Here is a 20975-nt window from a genome sequence, read left to right as displayed (position 1 = left end):
CTTGAAACTTCGGAGACGGTCTATCATGCCCGACGTAGAGAAAGAACTTGCCGCGCTTTGCCGGATGACCACCGGCGAGCTTGCCCGGCGGTACGCGGAATTGTTCGGCGAGCCGACCCGCTCTTGGAATCGCGCGTATCTGGTCCGTAAGATCGCCTGGAAGCTCCAAGCTCTTGTCGAAGGCGACCTGAGCGACCGCGCTCGTCGCCGGGCGGAGGAATTGGCCAAGGGCACCCAGCTTCGGGTCATGGCGCCCAAGGCCCGCCGCTTGCCCCAAGTGGGCGAGGTGGTGACGGCCAGCCAGCCAAAACTCGATCACCGGCTGCCGCCGCCCGGCACCGCGATCGTGCGTCGGTACAAGGGTCGTGTGCTTCAGGTCCTGGTACTGGCCGACGGCTTCGAGTTCGAGGGCCGGCGCTACCCGTCGCTCTCGGCGGTGGCCAAGGCGATCACCGGGAGCCACATCAATGGATATCGCTTCTTTCGTCTGGAGGGCAAGAGGTGAGCCGCAGAAAACACTCGACCCAGCCGGCAGCGACCTGCATTCGCTGCGCCATCTACACCCGCAAGTCCACCGACGAGGGCCTCGACCAGGAGTTCAACTCCCTGGATGCCCAGCGGGAGGCGGCCGAGGCGTTCATCCGCAGCCAAGCCGGGGAAGGCTGGACCTTCCTTGCCGACCGCTACGATGACGGCGGTTTTACCGGCGGCAATCTGGACCGACCGGCCCTGCGGCACCTCTTAGCCGACATTGAGGCAGGCAAAGTCGATTGCGTGGTCGTCTACAAGGTGGACCGGCTGAGCCGGAGCCTCTTGGATTTCGCCCGGCTCATGGAGATCTTCGAGCGGAAGGGCGTGTCGTTCGTTTCCGTTACCCAGCAGTTCAACACGGCCACGTCGATGGGCCGGCTGGTGCTCAACGTGCTTTTGTCGTTCGCCCAGTTCGAGCGGGAGATCATCGGCGAGCGAATCCGCGACAAGATCGCCGCCACCCGCCGCAAGGGCAAATGGACCGGCGGCACGCCGATCCTCGGCTACGACGTCGACCGCTCGGGTGGCCGTCCGCGCCTGGTGGTCAACGCCCAGGAAGCGACCCGAGTCCGGGAAATCCTTCGGCTCTACTTGTCGCTGGGGTCTTTGCTACCGGTAGTGGAGGAGCTTGCTCGCCGCGGGTGGCACAACAAGGTGTGGAAGACCCGTCGGGGTGAGCTGAAAGGTGGCCGGCCGTTCGACAAGGGTTCTTTGTACGCCCTGCTGACCAACCCGCTGTACGTCGGCAAGATCAAGTACAAGACGGAACTGCACGAAGGCGAACACGAGCCGATCGTCGACGCCGAGCTGTTCCAGCAGGTCCAGGCCACGCTGCGGCACAACGGCCGCTCGGGCGGCGTGGCAGTGCGGAACAAATACGGGGCCCTGCTTCGGGGCTTGCTGTACTGCAAGGCCTGCGGCCGGGCCATGACCCACACGTTCACCTGCAAAAGGCAGCGGCGTTACCGCTATTACACCTGCACCCGGGCCATCCAGAACGGGCGCAAGGCGTGCCCTTCTCCCTCGTTGCCCGCCGGCGAAATCGAGCGGGTCGTGATCGACGAGATTCGGGCCATTGGCTGCGACCGCACTTTGCGGGCCGAAGTGCTCCGGCAAGCCCGGGAGCAGTTCGAGGCCGAGCGGGCTGCACTCCTCACAGAAGAACGCGGGCTACGGCGCGAACTGGGCCGGCACCACGCGGAGCTCCGCCGGCTGGCCCGGAACGCAGCAGCGCCGGCTCCCGACCAAATGGCGGAACTCCACGACCGCATTGCCCAGTGTGAGACACGGCTGCGGGAGGTCCAGCATCAGCTCCAAAAGCACGAGCAAGACCGACTGACCGCCGCCGACATCGACACCGCCCTGGCCGACTTCGACGGCGCCTGGAACGCTTTGAGCCCGCGGGAACAGGCACAACTGGTGGCCTTGCTGGTGGCCCGCGTCGAGTTCGACGCGGCCCAAAGCACGGTGGCGGTATCGTTCCATCCGACGGCCATCAAGGCCTTGGCCCGCAAGCAACCGGCAGGTGCGGCATGATCACAGTGACCAAGCAGGTCGTCTTCACCCGCAGTGCCCGGGGCCGGAAACGGCTGGCGGACAAACCGGCATTGGAGCCACTGCTGCCGCTCGGCCGCGTGCCGCGTGTGTCTCGGGTGATGGCCCTGGCGATCCAGTTCGATCGCCTGCTACGGGAAGGCGTGGTGCGGAACACGACCGAGCTTGCCCGGCTCGCCCATGTCACCCAGCCGCGGATTACCCAGGTAATGCAGCTTCTCCATCTTGCCCCCGACATCCAGGAAGAGCTGCTCTTTCTGCCGCCCGTCACCCAGGGCCGCGACCCAATCACCGAGCGCGATGTGCGATCCATCGCAGCGATTCTCGACTGGCGCAAACAGCGGGCAATGTGGCGCGAACTCCGCTCGGCCGAGTCCGGGGACGCGTCCGAGGTCTCGCTCGCTGACCACGCCGCCCGGGGATCTACGCTCGGACCACCGGCAAAGGACCGTCAGAAAAGGAATTGGAAATGGGAAAGAGTCGATCAAGTTTCCGGCTACAACCAGGGGACCGCGTCATCATCCATCAGAATCCCCATGACCCGCGTTGCGAGAATATCGTTGGAACGGTGATCGTGTTTCGCCCCGGGGCGGGCTTTGGGGGCTGTGACCTTGTGGATGTACACTACAAAAGTCCGGTTGACGCACGGGGCGCGACGCTGCCGTTTGGCCTGTCCTGCCTGGGACCGGCGACTGCCGAAGAGCTGACCCGTCTGGCCGAGCGTCTGGAACGCCAGGCGGCGGAGCTTCGCAGACTTGCCGCGTCAACGAATGCCCCTCGATAACCGGCCCCCGTGGTCCGGCTTTTCATTCCCCAGTCGTGGGTCCCCTGCTTTACCTTCCCACTTGACAGCGCTGCGGCCGGAGTCCGGAAACCTTATTCGGGCCAACCGGGTGTGGCCTGCTTTACCTTCCCACTTGACAGCGCTGCGGCCGGTCATACGCTATAGAGTATGAGAGCCCCCTTTACGGGTTGTCCGGGGAATTGGTGGGGAGAGCCTCGTGAGCACGAAGAAACAGATGTCCTTGCTTGTCCGCAAGCTGCGTAGGAAGCTAGGGCTTACGCAGGAGAAGTTTGCGGCCAAGCTTGGTGTGAGCTTCGCAACGCTCAACCGCTGGGAGAACGGCCGGGCCAAGCCATCGCCCCTGGCAGTTCAACGGCTGGAGGAAGCGGCCCGCGAGCTGGGGGATGAAGGTGTGGGTTTGCTTGATCGCCATCTGCCCAGCGTGCGATGAGGATGCGCCCATGCGACCGATCAACGAAGACGAAGCCGAACTGCTGATCGAGAAGCACCTTGGGGAGCGCGGATGGGACGTGACTGATTTCGACGTCACGCGGAAGCGTTGGCGCGAGCACCTGGACGGCGAAGAAGCCGATCGGGTTTTCCTTCAGGATGGGAGAGTGGTTGCCATCCTCGAAGCGAAGAAGCCGGGTAAAGACCTTTGGGCCGCCCTGGACCAGGCGAAAGGCTATGCCCGGACCTACTGGAAGAACACCGGCCACGACGTGCCGCTCTTGTTCGCCAGCGACGGCCAGGTCTTTCTGCGACAAAACCTCAAGGCCAACACCCTCCCAGAAAAAATAACCGCCTTTCCGACGCCAGCCGAGTTCGGCGAGTTTTTCCGCCCTCAAGCGACTGAGTTGAACGGTACGCTTCGGGACTATCAGCGCGTTGCTGTCTCCCAGGTATTGGGGGCTGTTCAGGCTGGCCGACGCCGAATGTACCTCCAGATGGCCACCGGGACGGGGAAGACCATTACCGCCGCCGGGGTTATTGCCAAGCTTTGGTCGGTTGGGTTGATTCGCCGGGCGCTGTTTCTCGTCGACCGGGACGCCTTGGCGATGCAAACCGTCAAAAAGTTCAAGACCCATCTCGGCGACAACTTTGACATCGGCCGGGCCACGGGTGGCCCCGAGGACCGACACCGCGACGTACTCGTGACCACCGTGCAGCATCTGGCAGTGCGCGAAAAGTACAAGTCCTATCCCCAAGACCATTTCAGCATAGTGATCCTGGATGAATGCCACCGCTCGTACTTCGGCGACTGGTACGGTGTGCTGGACCATTTTGCCCAAGGCGGGGCGATCCTTCTTGGCCTGACGGCTACCCCGGCCGACAAGGAAACGGTCAACACAGATCGTTTCTTCACCGACCTTGGGCAGTACCGCGGACCGATCTACCGCTACACGATACGGCAAGCCGAAACGAACGCCGAGGTGCCCGAATGGGAGCGCCTTGCGCAATGCATTCACTTCAAGTTTCACACCAATGTGGACATAGAAGGCGTTCACGACATGGGCTTCGACTACGAGCCGGAGCAGTTGGGCCGCGCCGTGGATGTTCCGCAGCGCAACGAACTCATCGCCGAGAAGTATTTTGAGATTCTCGGCACTCGCCAGCCAGTCAAGACCATCGTCTTCGCGGCCTCCATAGCCCACGCGAAGAACCTTCGTTATGCGCTGATCGAGAAATACAACGAACTGAACAACCTGCCCAAGAACGACGCGGCTGCTGAACGTTTCATCGTCGCCGTGCACAACGAGATGCCCGGCGCGCGGGACCTGATCGAGGAGTTCCAGCGCGTCACTGGGCCAGCCGAACGGAAGGCGATCATCGATCAGGCCCACAAGGACCCCAATATGGCCCCCCGGCCCATCGTTCTTGTTGGCGTGGGCATGCTCGACACGGGCATCGACGCGCCTGATGTCGAGGTCTTGCTGATGGCCCGGCCCACCAAGTCCAAGGTGCTCTACGTCCAGATGAAGGGTCGCGGCACTCGTAAGTGCAGGGAGACAGGCAAGGAAATCTACAAGCTCGTCGATTTCGTGGACATCACCCGGCTCGAACCGGCGATCACCAACGACACGCCCGGCGTCGTGGATGAGCCTCTCGAGCAGGAAGAGGAAGAAGTCATCGCCGGCGAGCGAGAAGGCCGCGGCGAGGGTGGCGAAGGCGGGCGCGGCCCGCGCGGCACCGAACAAGAGATGGTCATTGCCGACGTGCCCGTCCACCTGGTCTTCTCCGAGACCATTTCGCCTGCCATCCTCGAACAACTCCGCCGCCAGGTCGAGGCCCAACTCAAAGCCGGCCTGGAGCGCGAGGGCCTCAGGCAGCGCTTTGCGCAGACTATCCTCTGCTGGCGCTACTTCAAGGGGCCCACGACCCCGGACCACTCCTTCCTGGCCACTATGGGGTTCGATCTCTCCGCGCTTCGGGACCTCTATGGAGAGCCGGAAGCGACGCTCGAGGACTTCATCGCCGTGGCGACGGGCGAGGCAGACTTCGAAACGCTCCACCGCAGGAGAGAGTTCGAGAAGTGGGCGCTGGAAAAGAACCTCAACCGCGACCAGCGGGAGATCGTTCTCATGGTGTGCGACTTTAAACGTGCAAAGCCGGATATCACACCTGAGCAAGTTCTGCGAAGCCACTTGCTCGAACAAGCGGGCGGGCTACTGCGGATCAAGGCGCTATTCGGCGGGCTGGACAAGCTTCTGAGCCTGGCCGACGAAGCCCTGGCCCTGGAGACAGGGACACCCGTAGAGGAGGCAACAAATGAGCAATACACCTGATTTCAATCAGTTCGGCGACGAGCTTTGGGAGATCGCCAACGTCTTCCGCGATGACGCCCTCCATGCTACAGAGCGATTGGAAACGTTCAGTCTGTTTCTCTTTCTGAAGCTCTGGGACGAAATCCAACTGGAACACGAGGAAGCTGCCGGCACAACGCTTCCCGACGACCAAGCCCTTATTCCCAAAATCTACCGATTCCACAAGTGGGCCGACGACCCGGACGGCTACGCCAAACAGCACGGGTTCGACAGTTCCGTCGATTTCTGCCGGCAGATGTTTGCCGACCTGGCAACGCTCAAATCCACCCACCGCTCCGCCGCCGACGTGCAGCGGCTGTTCAAAGACACCGTCTTCCGTCTGCGCTACACCACCACGATCCGCGCCCTGGTCTCGCGTCTGCGGGAGCTGAATCTCCGTGAGATCATGGCCCGAGGCTTCGGCGAGGGCGAACGCTACGATATCTTCGGCCGGGCCTACGAGTATCTGCTGCAGCGGTTTGGTCAGAACAAAGAGTTCGCCGAGTACTTCACCCCGCGCCACATCGTGGACCGCATGGTCCAGATCATCGAGCCCCAAATCGGTGAGACGATCTACGACCCCGCCTGCGGGACAGGCGGTTTTATTGTCCGTTCGTTCGAGTACGTCCGCGACCTGATTCGCCGCAAACGGATCTCCGCCGTGGAAAAGGAGCGGATGCTGCGCGAGCTGAAGGAGCGGCACCTGTTCGGCGTCGAGCACGTCCCGCTGGTCTTCAAACTGGCTCTGATCAACATGATCCTCCACCAGGACGGTTCCAGTCGCCTCCAGAACGACGACAGCCTGTCGAACAAGGCCCAGGACATCCGCAAGGGCAAGTACGACATCATCCTGGCCAATCCACCTTTCGGTCCGACCAAACAGGAGCGGACCGCCCAGTTCACCTACCACATCAAGCTGTACGAAGCGCTGTTCATCCAGCACATGATGAATGCTCTCAGGCCGGGTGGGCGAGCAGCCGTTGTGCTCAAGGAGGGGCTGCTGTTCGACTCCAAGAAGATGCTCCGCAAGATCTGCCGCCGGCTGGTCGAAGAGTTCGAGGTCTTGGCCGTCCTCAGCCTGCCCAACGGCGTCTTCAACCCGTACAGCGGTGCGAAAACCAGCATCGTCGTCTTCCGCCGGCCGCTGGGCCGCGACGACGTGCGGACCTCTCGCGTCTGGTTCTATCGTGTGGAGAGCGACGGCCGCGATCTGGGGGCCACCCGTCGCCCTTTGCCCGACTTCGACACCGACGGCGATCTCGATCACATGGTTTCCTTGTGGCCCTATCGTTGGCAGCACGAGAGATCCGGCGGTGTGCGGGCCATCGTAAAATCGGACGACCTCACACAATTCGAAAGTGACAAGTCCTGGTGGGCCACCGTCGAGCAAATCCGCCAGACCGACTACAACCTTACGGCCGGGCGCTACTGCCCCCACCAGGCGGAGGCGGTCGAGCACGAGAAGCCGGAGGTCCTCATCAATCGGCTGCTGGAACTGGAAGAAGACATCAAGACCGATCTCCAGGATTTGCTAGGGTTGGTCTCGAACGCCAACGGAGGAATCAACGAGGCGACGACAAGCACATAACTCGATTCGCTTCCAGGCACTCAGTAAAGGAGAAGGCCTATGAGTATCAGGATCGGCCAGTACACGTTCGAAGGGCCGTATAGCAACACAGCGCAGCTTGACGACCGGGCCGGGGTCTATGCCATTCTCTGCTCCCACGACGGCAAGTATGACGTGGTGGATGTGGGCGAGTCTGCCCAGATCAGGACGCGCGTGGAAAACCATGACCGGAAGGACTGCTGGCAGTGGAACTGCGCTGGCACGCTGATGGTGGCGGCCTATTATACCCCTCATCTTCAGTCGGCCGGGCGTGTGTCCATCGAGCAGGAAATCCGGGCTCGATACAATCCACCGTGCGGGGAACGGTGAGTGGCATGAGGGCAAAACGGCAACCTTCGGGAAGTCGGTGGGAGGCCGTCCCGCTGGCCAAGGCGGTGATGGTCAATCCGCGAGAGGCGTTGCCGGCGGGCGACCCCAGCGACCCGATGGTGCCGCTCTATGAAATGGCGGACATCGACGAATTCGCCGGAACACTACGCAGCCCGAGGATGGTCCGGTTGGCTTCCTGCCGCAGCGGAAGAACCAAATTCCGTAACGGCGATGTCCTGTTCGCGAAGATCACGCCCTGCGTGCAGAATGGCAAGTCCGCCTTGGTCAGGGGAGTTCCCGGCGACTTGGCGTTTGGTTCGTCCGAGTTCTACGTCCTTCGACCCCATTCGGACGTGTTGCCTGAGTTCCTCTTCTATTTTGTCCGACAGCGGCTGGTTATTGACGCCGCCGTTGCTAGCTTTACTGGTACTTCCGGCCGACAACGGGTGCCCCGTATCTTCTGGGAGTCCCTACAGATTCCTGTGCCGCCGCTTCCGGTCCAGGAGCGGATCGTGGAGATTCTCCAGAAGGCCGACGAGATTCGCCGGAAACGCTTGAGCGCGTCCGAGATTCTCGATGCAATCCTACCGTCAATATTTCACTACACGTTCGGCGATCCGACGAGCAATCCCTGCGGCTACTCGAAAACACCGCTTGGCAACGTCACGACTCTCGTGACCAGTGGTTACACGCCTCGTGGTGGAGCGAGAAACTACGTAGCAGATGGGCCCTTGTTGCTGCGAAGTCAGAATGTCCGGATGCTGGAGCTGTCCCTCGACGACTGTGCTCATCTACCGGCATCGATCTTTGAAGAGATGTCACGTGTGCGCGTAGAGCCGGGCGACGTGTTGCTTAACATCACGGGTGCTTCGATTGGACGAGTTGCGTTCGCCCCGGAAGACATACCTCCGGCGGTTGTGAACCAACATGTTTGTATCATTAGACCGTCGCCATCGAAAATCACAGGGGAGTACCTTGCGTATCTTCTTGCCACACCTTGGTATCAACACATCATCTTGAACGCGCCCGGTTCGGCACAAACCGGATTCAACCACGCTCGTGTCCGGGCACTCGATGTTATCCTGCCCCCGATACCGGTGCAGAAGGCATTTGTAGATCAAGTCCGCGCTCTGCGAGAGACGCGACAGCGGTATATGGACGCAACCGCGATCGACGAGTACTCCCTCAGATCATTGATGGCGCGCGCCTTCACTGGCGAGCTGACTGCCGAGTGGGAGGCGGCCAATGCAGAGCAGATTGCGGCGGCCCAGCACTTGTACGAGGCCTTACCCCGGCTGACCGTACTGGCCCTGTTGGCCGAAGCCGCCCGGCGCAACCGGTCGCCGGTGCTGGTCACGGCCCTGATGAAATACGTGTTCCTGCTCCAGATGGAGGCCAACGGCCGGCGACGTTTCTACCAGTTCGTGCCCTACCACTACGGCCCGTTTGCCAAGGAGCTCTACTCGGACCTCGAGCAACTGCGCTCCCAGGGGCTTATCACGATCGACGAGGACACCGAGGAGGAAAAGACCCGCATCGCGGTTGCGGACGTTGCCCGGGCGGAGGAGGCCCTGGGGCAGTTGCCCGAGGACCTGCGTGCCGATGTGGCGGCCATTCTCGACCAGTACGGCGAGCTGGGGCACAACCGGTTGCTGAAGACGGTGTACGACAGATACCCGACCTATGCCAGGAAAAGCCGCCTGCGCAAGAAGACGGCGAAGAAGAAAACAACGAAGAAGACCCCGTCGCGCGCTCGGAGGGGCAAGTAATGGGCGTGAAACAAGCCGCCATCCAGGTGCTGACCGAGGCGGGTGGGCCGCTGACCGCTCAGGAGATCACCGAGCGGATTCTCGCTCAAAATCTCTGGCAGACCCGGGGGAAGACACCGCATGCTACCGTGGCCGCTCAGCTCTACAGCGACATCAAGAAACGCGGCGACGATTCACCATTCATCCAAACCGGCCCCAATACGTTCACCATCCGCGACGGAGTGGAATTGCCACCCATGGCGCCGGAAAAGGGCAAGAAACCGCAGGGGCAGTATTCCTTCACAGACGCCGCCGAGAAGGTTCTGGAGCAGTTCGGCAACAAGCGGCCGATGCACTACCGGGACATCACGGCCAAGGCGCTTGAACACAATTGGATCGCCACCGAAGGCAGGACGCCGGAGGCGACGATGTACGCCCAGGTACTGACCGAGATTCGCCGCCGGCAGCAGCGGGGCGAGCAGTCGCGGTTTGTGCAACACGGGCGCGGTTATGTCGGTCTTTCCCGCTGGATGGGCAAGGGGCTGGCCTTCGAGATCGAACAGCACAACAGGCGTGTTCGTCAGGCACTTCACAAACGCGTGCTGGCGATGGACGCCACAGAGTTTGAGGAACTGATTGCCCAGTTGCTGGCCGAGATTGGCTTTGAAGACATTGAAGTTACGAAACGTTCTGGCGATGGCGGCATCGACGTTCGCGGCACGCTGGTCGTTGGAGAGGTGATCCGCACTCGCATGGCCGTCCAGGTGAAGAAATGGAAACCGAGGAACCGGGTGCAGGCTCCGATTGTGCAGCAAGTCCGGGGCAGCCTGGGCGCCCACGAGCAGGGCTTGATCATCACCACGAGCGACTTTAGCGCCGGCGCGATCAAGGAAGCCGCCCGGCCAGATGCCGTGCCTGTGGCCCTGATGAACGGCGAGCAACTGGTGGCACTGCTGGCCGAGTATGAAATCGGCGTTGCGCGACGGACGTACGGCATCCTTGAGGTGGACGAACAGGAGCCGGCTGGCGGAAGGAGCGAGAGGTAACTTCGAAACTGGCTGGGGCTTCCGGCGATATGAGTAGCAAGGCACTTTCATCGCCTACTTTCACGGACCAGGAACAAGCACAGATCGTCACAGATCTGTTGGCGCTGAGGAAATCGCAGATCCGCGAGTTCCTCGCCCGCTGCGATCTGCCGAAATCAGGCACCAAGGAGGAAATCCGTGGCCGCGTCGAGGAGGCGTTGAAGGACGGAACCTTGTCGATTCCATCGATTGTTCGGTTTCTCGATGAGGTGATCCCCTGGGGCAAGCAACATGTGTACCTTTACCAGGGACCGCGAAGCTCCATTGCTGGCTGGCGAAACAAGGATTGGGTGAAAAACCTCCTCAAGAAGCATCGGCTTGGCCGGTACCTGAATGCCGCCCTTCCGCTGGTGCTGCCCGACGAAATGAAGCTGTCTACGATTCAGCACGACGGGCGCCGCCTCCGCGTTGCAGCGGTCAAGAAGCGGGAGTGGTGGGAGCGGACTCCCGAGTACGATAGTACCACAGCGACCGAGGAGGGGGACGCTGTGGAACTTCGGGCATTCGTTCGTCGTGTCGCGCGAACTCTGGTGGCGTTTGAATGGGACCTGGTGGCCAACACGGCATTCCTGCAGATCTCGCAGCTTCCGAGCGGATTCCGCTACGAAGACGTCGCAAAGGAGTTCGTTGATCTGGTCCTGGGATGGCTGGACATCAACCGTTTCCTGATCGTCGACCTGCGGCCCGCCATCAAGAGGCTTCACGAGCTGGAAGAAGCCGGCAGGGGGGAAACGCGTTCGCACGGGATCAACTATCGCACATTGCAAGGGCGGAGGTTCGAGGGCAGGAGCGCATCCCCGGCAGACCCGCTTCTCGGTGAGGCACCCATCGACGCGGCGCTGGGCGCGATTCGCAAGAGCGGCGTGGGGCACTTGGGCAACTTCTATTGGCTTCCAAACGTGGAGGCGCCCCCGGCCAACAATCCCTTGGAAGCCGAAGTCCACGTGATCATCATCGGGCAGCACAATCGTATCAATTTTCCGACTCCGAACGGCGAGCAAACCGTACGATATGTTCTTTCCCGAATCCGAAGTCATAGCTCGCGAGCATCAAGACCTATTTGACGTCGTTGAGGAGGTCGACGCGCGGCTTTCGGAGATGTTCTCACCTGCGCCGCTGCGCCCTGGGGACTTGGCCAGCCTTATCGATGCGGACTGCAACCAGGTTGAGGGGGTGCTCGATCTGTTTGTAGAGCAAGGAGTATTATTCAAGGCAGAAATGGTCGAGTGCGAGCATTGCCAGAACCTGATGTCGGCGGATGCCTTTCAGGAGGCCATCGAAGACGAGGATGACTTTGAATGTTCTATCTGCGAACATCCTTTCGAGAGTGATGCAAAACGGATCTTCGTTTACCGCATGACAGCTCGATCATTAGCTAGACCCAAGCCATGCGAGGACGACGCCAAAAAGGTGCTTGATGATCTCGCACGGGTCGAGTGCGTGTTCCGGCGCCGCGGGCAAATGTGGGTGCTCAAGTTCCAAGGTGAAACCGTGTTCATGCAGGACAGCCGCGGCTTGTTCTACATCGCGCGGCTCTTGGCAGAGCCGGGTCGCGACATTCCAGCCGTGATGCTGTTGGCGGCTGCGGAAGGAATCGACACGAGAATCACGGGCGGCACCTCAGGGCCCGTGCTCGATGACCAGGCGCGTGCGGAGTATGGCAAGCGGTTCCGTGAACTGCAAGAAGAGCTAGAGGATGCCAAGCGACACAACGACCTCGGTCACATTGATCGCCTTCAGTCGGAGATGGAGGCTTTAGGGGCCGAAATTGGTAGGGCCACTGGCCTCGGCGGCCGCAAGCGTGAACGCACTGACGCGGAGAAGGTCCGAAAGTCAGTGTCCATGGCAGTTTCCCGTGCTATCGACAGCATTGAGCGAGAACACAAGACACTGGCTCATCATCTCAGGATCTCGATTTCTTCGGGTTTCTCCTTCAAGTACGCCCCTGAGCGCCCGATTGAGTGGGTGACCTGATTCTTGCCAAGGGGCGAGCCCCAAAACGGCCGGTCATCGGTGGGCCGGTAATGTGTCGGCCCACTCGAAGGAACTGCTGTCGTTATAGGTGCCGGCGGAGCTTGCACTTGCAAGAGGAGCGTTTCTGGGCGCAAGCAGGGGTCAAGCCCGCCGGGTCCGGATCGCCAGCAAACGGCGTTTTCGGTTGCGGCTCTGATCCGCTTCTCCTCGTTTTCAAATGCCACGCGGTTTGTGGCATTGCCACGTGTGTTGTGGCGCCCAGTTGGCGACCGTGAGGCTCCGAGCCCGGTGGTCGCCAGGGGCGCGAGTGCTTTCTGTTGCGGTGTGGTGCCGCGACGCCGCGTCTTGCTTGGGAGAACCCCTGTGGCAGACAGCCTCCGGTCTTGGAGGTTGCCATGCCACAAGACAAAGAGTTCGTCGTCACCGAGTACGCCAAGGCGCTCATCCAGGCCAAGGCCCGCCAGCTTTGCCGCCGGAGGGACTTCAGTCCCAGCGAGCAGGAAGACATCGAGCAGGAACTCTGGCTGGCGGTGCTCGAAAAGGCCGAGCGGTTCGATCCGGCCCGGGCCTCTCTGGAGACCTTCCTGAACCGCGTGGTCTCGCGGGCGGTGGCCATGCTGCTGCGGAGCCGCAACCGGCGCAAGCGAGGCAATGGTGTCTGGCCGCTCTCTCTGGAGAACGACTACACCTCCACCGGCGAGGGGCTCAAGCCGCTGTCGGCCACCGTCTCGTCGGAAGACGTCGCCCGGCGGCTGGGCAGGGAGTCCGAAGACCCGCTCTCGCGGCTGGAGCAACAGGAAGCGATCGAGCATGCCCTGGCCCAGATGCCCGAGCACCTGCGGGACATCTGCCGGCGGCTGATGACCGGCACGGTCGCCTCGGTGGCCCGCGAGTTGGCTATTTCCCGCCACCAGGTTCGCAAAGCCCTTGAAGAGGCCCGAGCGTACTTCGAGCAAGCCGGGCTGGAAACGGGCTGAAAAGCCCGACAGATCGGCCGCAAACGGCATACATAAGAGATAGAGCCGGCGGCCGTTCTCATCACTTGCGGCTTCGCCGGGTCGACGCAAGCTCGCTCGGCGAAGACGCCTTCTCGCTCGGCGTTGACGGCCGCTGGTCCATACGGAGACACCTCGATGACGATCGCCGCATCGTTTCTGATCCACGAATCGGCCGAGGTCTACCAGGCCAAGGCCTCGGAGCACCTGACCAGCCACCAGCTTGCCGACTTCCGGCGCTGCCCGCTCTTGTACCGCAAGAAGAAGCTGGGACTGGTGGAGGACGAGGACCGGCCGGCGTATCTCGTAGGCCGGGCACTGCACACGCTGGTGCTCGAAGGCCGAGACGCCTTCGACGAGCAATACGCTGTTGGCGGGCCGGTGAACCCGAAGACCGGACAACCCTACGGCTCGAACACCAAGGCCTTCGCCGAGTGGGCCGCCGCGCAAGGGAAGCCCGTGCTGACCGTCGGGCAGTGCGACCTGGTCCAGCGCATGGCCGAAGGGGTGCGCGGGCACGGGCTGGCCAGGGACCTGCTTTCGGAAGGCACCCCCGAAGGCGTCGTGCGGGCCGAGTACTGCGAGATGCCCTGCCAGATTCGCATGGACTGGTTCGATCCGCACCGGGGGATCGTGGACCTCAAGACCTGCGACGACCTGGACTGGTTCGAGGCGGATGCGCGGCGCTACGCCTACGTCCACCAGGTGGCGTTCTATCAGGCGGTGCTGTCCCAGGTGATCGTCTTGCCTATGCCGGTCCACTTTATCGCTGTGGAAAAGAAGGAGCCGTACCGCTCGGGCGTGTGGAAGGTCCACCAGGACGCCCTGGCCCAGGCCCGGCGCGAGAACGAGGCGGCCATCGAGCGCCTGCGACGGTGCATGGCCACCGACACCTGGCCCACCGGCTATGAGGAGTGCCGCCTGTTCGACTACGTCTAAAGCCGGTCGCCTCTCGGGTCTTTTGAAGCCGGGTAGGCATGAGGTGGATGAGGATCGCTGCCCCGCCCGAAGTGCGACCGGCCCTTTTGAACTTCCTGCTTCCCTTTGCGTGGGAGAGATTTGCTATGCCCCTTCCCGATACCGTCTTGACCCGGTCCAACCTGCGTGCCCCCAAGGGCATCGTCTACGGCCCGCCCGGCTCGGGGAAAACCACCTATGGGGCCTCGGCCGACCGGCCCTTGATCATCGACTGCGAAAACGGCGCTGCGCATGTGCAGTGCCATCGCACGCCGTACCTGGCCACCTGGCCGGACATTCAGCCCTGGCTCGACGGCCTGGCCTCCGGTGGCCACGACTACCAGACCGTGGTCGTCGATTCGATCGACTGGCTCCTGCGGCGGATCGAGGAGCACGTAGCCGGGGTGGACGGCACGCCTGCGGGCATGAAGCAGACGCTGAACCGCTCCCACGGCGGCTACGGCAACGGCCGGCAGGTGCTCAAGAACTACGTCTACCAGTACCTCCTGCCGGTTTTGGATCGGCTGGTCAACTCGGGCGTGGCCGTGCTTCTACTGGCGCATGCCGCGCGCCGCTCGATCACCACGATCGACGGGATCGACCTGGAAAAGAGCGCCCCGGAGATTCATCCCGACCTGGCCAACACGATGATCGAGTGGTCGGACTTCGTGGGGGCCATTCGCCTGGCCGGCGACCAGCGGGAACTCGTCTTGCAGGAAACGGCCCAACTGGTGGCCAAGAATCGCTACGGCATCTCGGAGAGCCTGCCCTTGTCGTGGGAGGCCTTCGTCGCGGCGATCAGCAACCACAACCCCAAGCCCCAAGGAGGCTGAAAGCATGGTCAATCTGGCTGGATTCGACGCTTCGCAGGTGGAGCCCGCCACCACGTTCGATCCCATCCCTGCCGGGAAGTACCTGGCGATGATTACGCAATCGGAGATGAAGCCGAACAAGGCCGGCACGGGCAGCTACCTGGAGCTGGTCTTTACGATCGTGGAAGGCGAGCACAAGGGCCGGCAGCTTTGGGCGCGGCTGAACCTGGACAACCCCAACGAGCTGGCCGTCAAGATCGCCCGGGCGGAGCTTTCGGCCATCTGCCGGGCCGTTGGGGTGCTCACGCCGCGCGACAGCGTGGAGCTGCACAACCTGCCGCTGGTGATCCGCGTCGGTTGCAGGCGGCGTAAGGATACCGACGAGATCGTCAACGTTGTCAAGGGCTACGAGAAGCGGGACGCCGCCACCGGCCGGCCGCAGCAGGCCCAATCGAGCACGCCGCCGTGGCGGAGGCCGTGATGGGCGCGAAGTCTCGGCGCAAGGGCTGCCGCGGCGAACGTGAAGCGGCGGCCGAGATCGCCCGGCTGTTCCGGGTCGAGGCCTGCAGGGGCAGGCAGTACTGCGGCGATCCGGACGCCCCCGACATCCGCACGGCCATCGCGGACGTCCACTTCGAGGTCAAACGGTGCGAGGCCCTGCGGCTGTATGCCGCATTGGATCAGGCCATTGGGGATGCCGGCAAGAACATCCCCGTGCTCCTGCATCGCAGCAACCATCGACCCTGGGTGGCCATCGTCAGGCTCGAAGACCTGCCCCGCTTGGCGGTCCAGCTCTATCTTACCCTCGCCCAGAACCAGTAATCGAAGATGCTTCGCCCGTACCAGCAGGCCGCTGTCGAGGCCGTCTATGAGCACCTGCGCACGCGCGACGACAATCCGGCAGTGGTCCTGCCCACAGCGGCAGGGAAGTCGTTCGTGATCGCCCAGTTGGTCAAAGACGCCGTACTCCGATGGCACGGCCGGGTGCTAGTCCTGGCCCATGTCAAAGAACTCTTGGAACAAAACGCCCAGAAGATTCGCCGGCTCTGCCCGGAGGTGTCCATCGGCATCTACTCGGCGGGCCTGGGCCGCCGCGAGACGGACAAACCGGTGATCGTCGCCGGCATCCAGTCGGTCTACCGCCGGGCCTGCGAGTTGGACAGGTTCGATTTGGCCATTATCGATGAATGCCACCTTCTGACGCCCGATCCCGACAACGAAGGCATGTATCGCACCTTCCTGGCCGAGGCGAAGGTCGTCAACCCGCATTTGCGGGTGATTGGGCTTACGGCCACGCCATTCCGGCTGGACAGCGGCCCGATCTGCGCGCCCGAGGGGATTCTCAACCACGTCTGCTACGAGGTGGGCGTGCGGGAACTCATGCGCGACGGTTACCTCTGCCCCCTGGTGACCAAGGCCGGAAGCCATAAGGTGGACTTCGGCGCCCTCCACGTTCGCGGCGGAGAGTTCGTGGCCGACGAGGTAGAGGACTTGATGGACGATGAGCGGCTGGTGGCGGCGGCTTGCAGCGAGATCGTCGCCTACACGCACGACCGCCAGAGCGTGCTGGTGTTCACTTCCGGCGTGAAGCACGGCAAGCACGTGGCCCGGGTGCTTGCCGAGATGAGCGGGCAAGAGGTGGGGTTTCTCGACGGCCAGACGCCGGCTGCCGAGCGGGCGGAGTTGATCGCCCGTTTCCGCCGCGAACCGCTCCCAGGCGACCTGTTCGGCCACAGGCTGCTGCCGCTGAAGTACCTGGTCAACGTCAACGTCCTGACCACCGGCTTCGACGCCCCGAACATCGACTGCGTGGCCATCCTGCGGCCCACGATGTCGCCGGGACTGTTCTACCAGATGGTAGGCCGCGGGTTCCGTTTGCATCCGGGCAAACAGAATTGCCTCGTCTTGGACTTCGGCGGTAACGCCCTGCGCCACGGACCGGTGGATCAACTGAAGATGCCCGAAGCGCCCGGGCGCGGCAGCGGCGAGGCGGCGGCCAAGGAGTGTCCCGAGTGCCACGCGGTGATCGCCGCCGGGTACGCCCGCTGCCCGGAGTGCGGCCACCAGTTCCCGCCGCCGGAAAGACGGAAGCACGACGCCCGGGCCAGCACCGCCGGTGTGCTCTCCGACCAGGTGACCGACACCGAGTACGAGGTCCTGGACATCCGCTACAGTGTTCACACCAAGCGCGGCGCGCCGTCGGACGCCCCGCGGTCCATGCGTGTGGAATACCGCATCGGCCAGTTCACCTGGATGTCGGAATGGGTCTGCTTCGAGCATGGCGGCTACGCCCGCTGGAAGGCCGAAAAGTGGTGGCGGCGCCGCTCGCCCGACCCGGTGCCCGAGACGGCCGAACGGGCCGTCGAGATTGCCGAAGGCGGCGGCGTGGCGTGGACCGAGAAGATTGTCGTCCGTTCAGTGGTCGGCGAGAAGTACGACCGCATCGTGGGCTACACGCTGGGAGAGATGCCCAAGCCGGTGCCTGCGGTGGCCCATTGCGACTTCGACGATGAAGACATCCCCTTCTGACAAGGAGGCTTGAGCGTGTGGTGTGAACTCGACAACAGCGACGTGACGCAGTTTCCCAGCGGCGCCGTGCGCAGCACCGACGCCGACGGCCAGCGCTGGGACTTGATCACGCCCATTGGACTCAGGCGCCTCGCCGAGACTTGCGCCGAAGGCGCGGCCAAGTACGGCGAACACAACTGGACCAAGGGCATCCCGGCCAGCGTGATGCTCAATCATGCGATTCGGCACATTTACCTGTACCTGCAAGGCGACAGAGGCGAGGACCACCTGGCCCACGCCGCATGGAACCTGTTGGGTGTGTGCCACTTCGAGGAAACGATGCCGGAGATGATCGATATCCCTGCACGACGTGAGGAATCCACATGAGCAGCTACGTCAAGCTCGACTGGCCCGACGAGCCGGCGGTGATCGTCCACGGCGGTCGCCGGTACCGGGTGTGGATGGATAGTACGGGCCGGTACCGGGTGTACGAGCTTTTGCTTGAGGACGACAAACGAACCGTGTATGCCTGCCGCCGCAGGATCGGTCGCCGCCTTCTGGGCCGCTGGCAGCCTTTGGCCCAGTGGCGCCTCCGCTCCCGCAGACCGGAAACCATCGAGCGGGCCTTGGGGCGAGCACGGAGAGCGTGTGAGAAAGACGCGGCGAGGCGACGATGATCGAGGCGGCTTTGCGATACCTGCGAGCGGGCTTGTGCGTGCTGCCGGCGGTGCGGTCGGAGAAGCGCCCGGCCGTGCCGCGGTGGAAGCAGTTCCAGCACGCGCTGCCTCGCGAAGGGCAGCTTGCGGCCTGGTGCCGGCAGGCCGATGCCCTGTGCCTGGTCTGCGGGGCCGTCTCGGGCAACCTGGAGATGCTCGACTTCGACCTGGGCGGCGAGGCCTTCGACGCCTGGCGTGCCAAGGTACGCAAAGTCGCCCCAAGGTTACTCGATGGCCTCGTCATCGAGCAATCGCCCTCGGGCGGCTGGCACGTCGTCTATCGCTGCCGGGAACCCGTATGCGGGAACCTGAAGCTCGCCCAGCGAATCGAGTGGGCCGCCGGGCCGGACGAGGTGACCATCGCGGGCAAGACCTACAAGCCCCGGCAGGACGCCCAGGGGCGATGGCAGGTGGTACTCACGATGATCGAGACTCGCGGCCAAGGGGGGTTGTTCCTGTGCGCCCCTACGCCGGGCTACGAACTGGTGCGAGGTGATTTTGCGAGACTACCGGTCTTGTCTGCCGCCGAGCGGGAGACGCTACTAGAGGCCGCATGGGCGCTCAACGAGTATTGGCCATCGCCGACGTGTGGCAACAATGGCCGGTGCGGCGGCGACACCCGCCCCGGCGACGACTTCAACCAGCGGGGCGATATCCGAGTCGTTCTCCAGCGACACGGCTGGACGCTTGCCAAACCTGCCGGCGGTGACGGCAACGAGCACTGGCGACGGCCGGGAAAGATATTCGGCACCTCCGCCACGCTCCGGAACGGTACATTCTACTGTTTCACGTCGAGCGCCCCGCCCTTCGAGCCGAACCAGGCGTACTCGCCGTTTGCTGTGTACGCCTTGCTGGAACATGGCGGCGACTACGCTGCAGCGGCGTCGGCCCTGCGAACGCAAGGCTTCGGCGGCGATTCCGGTGTGCCGCAGGCCGTGGACCTGTCGGGTATCATCAGCTCAAGCGACGCACCGCCCCCGACCGAGCCCACGGCACCCGACCCCGGCCCTATGCCGGAAGACCTTTTGGACGTGCCCGGCTTCATTCGGCAGGTGACCGACTACACGCTGGCCGTCTCGCCCTATCCTCAGCCGGTCTTGGCGTTTGCCGCAGCGCTTGTGCTCCAGGCCTTCCTGGCCGGCCGCAAGGTACGCGATGCGGCCGACAACCGTACCAACCTCTACGTCTTGGCTCTGGCCAACAGTGGCGCGGGCAAAAATGAGCCTCGCAAAGTCAATCAGCGGATCTGCGTCGAGGTTGGGCTCCAGGACTGCCTGGGCGACGCCTTCGCCTCCGGGGAAGGCGTCGAGGATCGCTTGTTCCTCACACCCTCAGTGCTGTTTCAGACCGACGAGATCGACGGCCTGATGAACGCCATCAACCGGGCCTCCGATGCCCGGCACGAGGGCATCATGAACGTGCTGCTGAAGATGTACACCGCCAGCAGCGCGATCTATCCCATGCGGGTTAAGGCCGGCGGCCGCTCGCCCGGGGTGATCGACCAGCCGTCGCTGTGCATGCTCGGCACGGCCGTGCCCAAGTACTACTACGAGGCCCTAAGCGTCCGCATGCTCAATAATGGCTTCTTCGCCCGGCTGATCGTGCTGGAGGCGGGCAAGCGCGGCCGGGGCCAGACGCCGCTGTCGCGGCCGATCCCAGAGGCCATCCTGTGCACCGCACGCTGGTGGGCCGACTTCCGGCCCGGCGAAGGCAACCTTCAGAACTGGCACCCCATCCCGGTCTGCGTGGAGGCGACGCCGGAAGCTGAAGAGGCGCTCGAGGAGTTCCGCGCGCTGGCCGACGACCGCTATGCCGAAGCCGAAGACCGGGACGACCCGGCGGGCATGGCCATCTGGGCTCGGGCTTACGAGAAGACCTGCAAGCTTGCGCTGGTCTACGCCGCAAGCAAGAACCATCTCCAGATGCAGATCGACGAGCCGGCCGTGCAGTGGGCGTGGCGATTCGTGGACTACCAGACTCGGCGGATGCTCTTCATGGCCGGCCAACACGTGGCCGAAGGCGAGTTCGACGCCCGCTGCAAGCGAATGCTCGAGGTGCTTGGAAACTGGCGGAAGCGTCGCGGCGACGACTGGATGCCCCACTGGTATCTGTCGCGGCGTCTGGGTTGGAGTGACCGGGACATCGAGGAGGTGCGCAACACCCTGCTGAGCCAGCGGCGCATCGCCTACGAGATCGGCTCGACGAACGAAGGAGGACGCATTGGACAGCGCTATCGGCTCTTGCAGTAACCGCCAGTTACCGCCTCAAAAGTCGGTAACTGGCAATATCTGCGCCCAGTTACCGACGAAACCGCCTAGTTACCGCCTAGGCAAAGTCGGTAACTGGAAAAGACGTAAATGTAGAAATAATAGATACTTACGTCTTCTTTATTCTAGTTACCGCCTATTCCGCCTACCCCCCCACGCGCGCGCGCATTTGCGTGTATATGCGCATGAGGGAGGCGTCGGCGGTCAATTAGGTACTTCCTGGCAAAAACCCCTCCGAAGGGGCGGCGGGAACGGTCGCCATTGGCAGCAAAGTTTGTTTTACGGGTCCGAAACCCGAATGGAG

General features: G+C 63.0%; 20 protein-coding genes. All 20 read left to right on the top strand.

The window, feature by feature from the left end; genetic code table 11:
- Positions 1 to 25 precede the first annotated feature (25 nt).
- The 20 genes from ACYQ2I_RS11000 (at position 26) to ACYQ2I_RS10905 (ending at position 20653) form a co-directional block, all read left to right on the top strand.
- Positions 26 to 505 (top strand): DUF2924 domain-containing protein, encoded by a 480-nt coding sequence (locus tag ACYQ2I_RS11000; RefSeq protein ID WP_460167064.1) that lies wholly within the window; start codon positions 26 to 28, stop codon positions 503 to 505.
- On the top strand, positions 502 to 2067 hold the full coding sequence (locus tag ACYQ2I_RS10995; protein WP_460167063.1) for a recombinase family protein: 1566 nt from the start codon (positions 502 to 504) through the stop codon (positions 2065 to 2067). Before ACYQ2I_RS11000 ends, ACYQ2I_RS10995 begins: the two co-directional genes overlap by 4 nt.
- Entirely contained in the window at positions 2064 to 2657 is a 594-nt protein-coding gene (locus ACYQ2I_RS10990; protein WP_460167062.1) for a hypothetical protein, read from the top strand. Before ACYQ2I_RS10995 ends, ACYQ2I_RS10990 begins: the two co-directional genes overlap by 4 nt.
- Before the next feature lie 447 nt (positions 2658 to 3104).
- The gene (locus tag ACYQ2I_RS10985) at positions 3105 to 3320 is read left to right on the top strand and encodes a helix-turn-helix domain-containing protein (protein WP_460167061.1); all 216 of its coding nucleotides are present in this window, start codon (positions 3105 to 3107) and stop codon (positions 3318 to 3320) included.
- A 10-nt stretch (positions 3321 to 3330) separates the two neighbouring features.
- Positions 3331 to 5655 (top strand): DEAD/DEAH box helicase family protein, encoded by a 2325-nt coding sequence (locus ACYQ2I_RS10980; RefSeq protein WP_460167060.1) that lies wholly within the window; start codon positions 3331 to 3333, stop codon positions 5653 to 5655.
- Positions 5639 to 7261 (top strand): HsdM family class I SAM-dependent methyltransferase, encoded by a 1623-nt coding sequence (locus tag ACYQ2I_RS10975; protein WP_460167059.1) that lies wholly within the window; start codon positions 5639 to 5641, stop codon positions 7259 to 7261. Before ACYQ2I_RS10980 ends, ACYQ2I_RS10975 begins: the two co-directional genes overlap by 17 nt.
- 39 nt (positions 7262 to 7300) lie before the next feature.
- Positions 7301 to 7609: a GIY-YIG nuclease family protein gene (locus tag ACYQ2I_RS10970; protein WP_460167058.1), complete on the top strand. Its 309-nt coding sequence runs from the start codon at positions 7301 to 7303 to the stop codon at positions 7607 to 7609.
- 5 nt (positions 7610 to 7614) lie between these two features.
- Positions 7615 to 9378: a restriction endonuclease subunit S gene (locus ACYQ2I_RS10965; protein WP_460167057.1), complete on the top strand. Its 1764-nt coding sequence runs from the start codon at positions 7615 to 7617 to the stop codon at positions 9376 to 9378.
- Positions 9378 to 10403: an HTH domain-containing protein gene (locus tag ACYQ2I_RS10960; RefSeq protein WP_460167056.1), complete on the top strand. Its 1026-nt coding sequence runs from the start codon at positions 9378 to 9380 to the stop codon at positions 10401 to 10403. Before ACYQ2I_RS10965 ends, ACYQ2I_RS10960 begins: the two co-directional genes overlap by 1 nt.
- 29 nt (positions 10404 to 10432) lie before the next feature.
- The gene (locus tag ACYQ2I_RS10955; RefSeq protein ID WP_460167055.1) at positions 10433 to 11506 is read left to right on the top strand and encodes an SAP domain-containing protein; all 1074 of its coding nucleotides are present in this window, start codon (positions 10433 to 10435) and stop codon (positions 11504 to 11506) included.
- On the top strand, positions 11454 to 12416 hold the full coding sequence (locus tag ACYQ2I_RS10950; RefSeq protein ID WP_460167054.1) for an EMC3/TMCO1 family protein: 963 nt from the start codon (positions 11454 to 11456) through the stop codon (positions 12414 to 12416). The genes ACYQ2I_RS10955 and ACYQ2I_RS10950 overlap by 53 nt, the downstream gene beginning before the upstream one ends.
- 395 nt (positions 12417 to 12811) lie before the next feature.
- On the top strand, positions 12812 to 13393 hold the full coding sequence (locus tag ACYQ2I_RS10945; RefSeq protein WP_460167053.1) for a sigma-70 family RNA polymerase sigma factor: 582 nt from the start codon (positions 12812 to 12814) through the stop codon (positions 13391 to 13393).
- Positions 13394 to 13549: 156 nt separating this feature from the next.
- Positions 13550 to 14350 (top strand): PD-(D/E)XK nuclease-like domain-containing protein, encoded by an 801-nt coding sequence (locus tag ACYQ2I_RS10940; protein ID WP_460167052.1) that lies wholly within the window; start codon positions 13550 to 13552, stop codon positions 14348 to 14350.
- 125 nt (positions 14351 to 14475) lie between these two features.
- Positions 14476 to 15201, top strand: a complete 726-nt coding sequence (locus tag ACYQ2I_RS10935; RefSeq protein WP_460167051.1) for an ATP-binding protein — start codon at positions 14476 to 14478, stop codon at positions 15199 to 15201.
- A 4-nt stretch (positions 15202 to 15205) separates the two neighbouring features.
- Positions 15206 to 15661 (top strand): DUF669 domain-containing protein, encoded by a 456-nt coding sequence (locus tag ACYQ2I_RS10930; RefSeq protein ID WP_460167050.1) that lies wholly within the window; start codon positions 15206 to 15208, stop codon positions 15659 to 15661.
- On the top strand, positions 15661 to 16002 hold the full coding sequence (locus ACYQ2I_RS10925; protein ID WP_460167049.1) for a hypothetical protein: 342 nt from the start codon (positions 15661 to 15663) through the stop codon (positions 16000 to 16002). The genes ACYQ2I_RS10930 and ACYQ2I_RS10925 overlap by 1 nt, the downstream gene beginning before the upstream one ends.
- A gap of 6 nt (positions 16003 to 16008) precedes the next feature.
- Positions 16009 to 17709 carry a DEAD/DEAH box helicase gene (locus ACYQ2I_RS10920; protein ID WP_460167048.1) on the top strand — a complete coding sequence of 567 codons (1701 nt, stop codon included), beginning with the start codon at positions 16009 to 16011 and terminating at the stop codon, positions 17707 to 17709.
- Positions 17710 to 17724: 15 nt separating this feature from the next.
- The gene (locus ACYQ2I_RS10915) at positions 17725 to 18075 is read left to right on the top strand and encodes a dATP/dGTP diphosphohydrolase domain-containing protein (RefSeq protein WP_460167047.1); all 351 of its coding nucleotides are present in this window, start codon (positions 17725 to 17727) and stop codon (positions 18073 to 18075) included.
- Complete coding sequence (locus ACYQ2I_RS10910) at positions 18072 to 18365, top strand: hypothetical protein (protein WP_460167046.1); 294 nt, start codon at positions 18072 to 18074, stop codon at positions 18363 to 18365. The genes ACYQ2I_RS10915 and ACYQ2I_RS10910 overlap by 4 nt, the downstream gene beginning before the upstream one ends.
- Positions 18362 to 20653 (top strand): DUF3987 domain-containing protein, encoded by a 2292-nt coding sequence (locus ACYQ2I_RS10905; protein ID WP_460167045.1) that lies wholly within the window; start codon positions 18362 to 18364, stop codon positions 20651 to 20653. The genes ACYQ2I_RS10910 and ACYQ2I_RS10905 overlap by 4 nt, the downstream gene beginning before the upstream one ends.
- The last annotated feature ends 322 nt before the right edge of the window (positions 20654 to 20975 follow it).

The sequence above is a fragment of the Thermostilla marina genome (assembly GCF_054657455.1).
This window is presented reverse-complemented; position numbering and strand designations above follow the sequence as displayed.